The organism is Pseudomonas protegens, from assembly GCF_003732485.1.
Taxonomy (GTDB): Bacteria; Pseudomonadota; Gammaproteobacteria; order Pseudomonadales; family Pseudomonadaceae; genus Aquipseudomonas; species Aquipseudomonas protegens_B.
Genome location: NZ_MOAK01000015.1, coordinates 10,348 through 13,848, shown reverse-complemented (window position 1 = coordinate 13,848; position 3,501 = coordinate 10,348). Strand labels below are relative to the sequence as shown.

At 61.4% G+C, this 3,501-nt stretch carries 3 protein-coding genes; all 3 read left to right on the top strand.

Annotated elements, in window-relative coordinates; all coding sequences use genetic code 11:
- On the top strand, positions 1 to 1,063 hold a 1,063-nt coding region (locus BLX41_RS01525; RefSeq protein ID WP_148059672.1), incomplete at its 5' end, for a carboxynorspermidine decarboxylase.
- Between the two features lie 30 nt (positions 1,064 to 1,093).
- Positions 1,094 to 2,338, top strand: a complete 1,245-nt coding sequence (locus BLX41_RS01520) for a saccharopine dehydrogenase family protein (protein ID WP_123723484.1) — start codon at positions 1,094 to 1,096, stop codon at positions 2,336 to 2,338.
- 211 nt (positions 2,339 to 2,549) lie between these two features.
- Positions 2,550 to 3,501 (top strand): M20/M25/M40 family metallo-hydrolase (locus tag BLX41_RS34160; RefSeq protein ID WP_259744307.1); only part of this gene is annotated, 952 nt, incomplete at its 3' end.

Sequence of the window (3,501 nt, the reverse complement as noted above, 5' to 3'; positions counted from 1 at the left end):
GAAGCTGTTGAGCAACATGCAGAAGATCGCCTACGTGCGCGAGCAATCCGGCGCCAAGGCCCTGCTGGCCCTCAAGTGTTTCGCCACCTGGTCGGTGTTCGACCTGATGCAGCAGTACATGGACGGCACCACCTCCTCGTCGCTCTACGAGCTCAAGCTCGGCCGGCAGAAGTTCGCAGGCGAAACCCATGCCTACAGCGTGGCCTGGGCCGACGATGAGATCGAGGAAATGCTCGCCAACTGCGACAAGATCATCTTCAACTCCATCAGCCAGCTACAGCGCTTTGCCGATGCCTCCACCGGCAAGGTCCGCGGCCTGCGGGTCAACCCCCAGGTGAGCAGCTCGGACTACCTGCTGGCCGACCCGGCGCGTCCGTTCAGCCGCCTGGGCGAGTGGGACCCGGCCAAGATCGAGCAGGTCATCGAGCAGATCTCCGGCTTCATGTTCCACAACAATTGCGAGAACGGCGACTTCGGCCTGTTCGACCAGATGTTGACCACCATCGAGGAACGCTTCGGCCACCTGCTGCACAAGGTGGAGTGGGTCAGCCTCGGCGGCGGCATTCACTTCACCGGCGAGGACTACGCCCTGGACGCCTTCTGCGCGCGCCTCAAGGCCTTCTCCGAGAAGTACGGCGTACAGGTCTACCTGGAGCCGGGCGAAGCCGCCATCACCCAGAGCGCCTCCCTGGAAGTGACCGTGCTCGACACCCTGTACAACGGCAAGCACCTGGCCGTGGTGGACAGCTCCATCGAAGCCCACATGCTGGATCTGCTGATCTATCGCCTGAACGCCAAGCTGTCACCAAGCGCGGGCGAACATACCTACATGGTGTGCGGCAAGTCCTGCCTGGCCGGGGACATCTTCGGCGAATACCAATTTGATCGTCCGCTGGCCATCGGCGATCGACTGTCGTTCATTGATGCGGCGGGTTACACCATGGTCAAGAAAAACTGGTTCAACGGTCTGAAAATGCCGTCCATTGTCGTGAAACAACTCGATGGCAGCATCGAGGTGGTACGCGAGTTTGGTTTCGAAGACTACCTGTCCAGCCTTTCCTGAGCGGACAGGTCACGAGGAGAAGTAAATAAATTGAAGAAGAATGTTCTTATCATTGGTGCAGGAGGTGTCGCCAAGGTGGTGGCCCACAAGTGCGCGCAGCACAACGACGAACTCGGTCGTATTGCTATCGCGTCGCGCAACATCTCCAAATGCCAGGCCATCATCGACAGCGTCAAGGCCAAGGGCAGCCTCAAACAGCCCGCTGAAATAAAAGCCTATGCGCTCAACGCGCTGGACATCGAGGCAACCAAGGCGCTGATCCGCGAGACCGAGTCGCAGATCGTCATCAACGTCGGTTCCGCCTTCCTCAACATGTCGGTGCTGCGTGCCTGCATCGATACCGGTGTGGCCTACCTGGACACCGCGATTCACGAAGAACCGGGCAAGATCTGCGAGACCCCACCCTGGTACGGCAACTACGAGTGGAAGCACCTCGAGGAATGCCAGGAGAAGAAGGTCACCGCCATTCTCGGCGTGGGCTTCGATCCGGGCGTGGTCAACGCCTATGCCGCCCTGGCCAAGCAAGAACATTTCGACCGCATTGATTCCATCGACATCCTCGACGTCAATGCCGGCTCCCATGGCAAATATTTCGCCACCAATTTCGACCCGGAAATCAACTTCCGCGAATTCACCGGACAGGTGTGGAGCTGGCAGGACAGCCAGTGGACCAGCAACACCATGTTCGAAGTCAAGCGCACCGACGACCTGCCCGTGGTCGGCTCGCAAAACCTGTACCTGACCGGCCACGACGAAGTCCACTCGCTGTCGAAGAACCTCGACGTGCCCAACGTGCGCTTCTGGATGAGCTTCGGCGAGCACTACATCAATGTGTTCACCGTGCTGCGCAACCTCGGTCTGCTCTCCGAGCAACCGGTCAAGACCGCCGAAGGCCTGGAAGTGGTGCCACTCAAAGTGGTCAAGGCCGTGCTGCCTGACCCGGCCTCCCTGGCCCCGGGCTACACCGGCAAGACCTGCATCGGTGACCTGGTCAAGGGCAGCAAGGATGGCCAGCCGCGCGAAGTCTTCATCTACAACGTGGCCGACCACGAAGAAGCCTACGCCGAGACCGACAGCCAGGGCATTTCCTACACCGCCGGCGTACCGCCCGTGGCGGCCGCCCTGCTGGTGGCCCGTGGCGAGTGGGACGTGCAGCGCATGGTCAACGTCGAGGAGCTGGCGGCCAAGCCGTTCCTCAAAGCGCTGGACCTGATGGGCCTGCCGACCCGCATCAAGGACGAGCATGGCGACCGTCCTTGGGACGCTGCCATCTGATCCTGCCCCACCCACAGGGGGCGCCCACCCGGGCGCCCCCTGTTCCTCGCACTGCAACATCTTTCGTTTGTGCGCCGCTTTTGCAGTTCTGTGCGACAGATCCCACATCCGGGACTCCCGCCTCCCTCCTTCGTAGTGTTAGCTTGGGAACGTTTCTGTCTGAGTCATCAGACACTTCCTACTCATCACCTGCAAAGGAATGCCCTCCACAATGGATTTTTCTCTCAAGCACCTGGCGGCGGCCACCCTGATGCTCGCCAGCCTGTCCGCGTTCTCCAGCGCCGCCCAGGCCAATATCACCCCGCAACAGAGCGCGGCCATCCTCAAGTCCTTCAGTGACACCTCGGTCAGCGACTTCCGTCAGTTCCTCGGCAGCCTGGCCAAGAGCGAAGCGGGCAAGGACGCCAACCTGGGCCCGGCCATCGGCGCCTTTCTCGACAACAAGAGCCTGTCCGCCGACCAGCAGAACGAGATCCATCGCCTGCTGGGCCTCTACGCCCGGGTGAAGTACGGCAAGGCCGCCACCGAAACCCTGCGCGAACTGGTGGCCATCCCCACCTTCAACATCGACGGTGTGCCGCAGTACAAGAACCCCGAGTTTCTCAAGATCGCCGAGAAGATCCAGGGCCTGGCCAAGACCTTCAACCTGAACTTTCGCAACATCGACAACCGGGTCTACGAGATCTCCCTGGACGGCGCCGGCGACGAAGTGGTCGGCATCCACGCCCACGCCGATGTGGTGCCGGTGACCCCGGAAAACTGGGTCCTGGAGGACGGCACCCGCCTCGACCCGTTCAAGGTCACCCTGATCGGCGACCGCATGTATGGCCGTGGTACCGAGGACGACAAGAACGGCATCGTGGTAACGCTCTACGCCATGAAGATCATCAAGGAAGAGAAGCTGCCCCTGGCCCGGAACTTCAAACTGCTGGTGGACACCACCGAGGAAACCAGCGGCGACGCCATCCCCTACTACTTTGAACGCAATCCGACGCCCAACTACAACCTGGCGCTGGATGGCGGCTACCCGGTGGTGATCGCCGAGAAAGGCTACGGCACGGTGATGGCGACCTTTGCCCGGCGTGCCGCCGAGGGCAAGGGCGCGGAAATTACCGGGCTGACCGGTGGCCTGGCCACCAACCAGATTCCTTCCACCTCGGTGG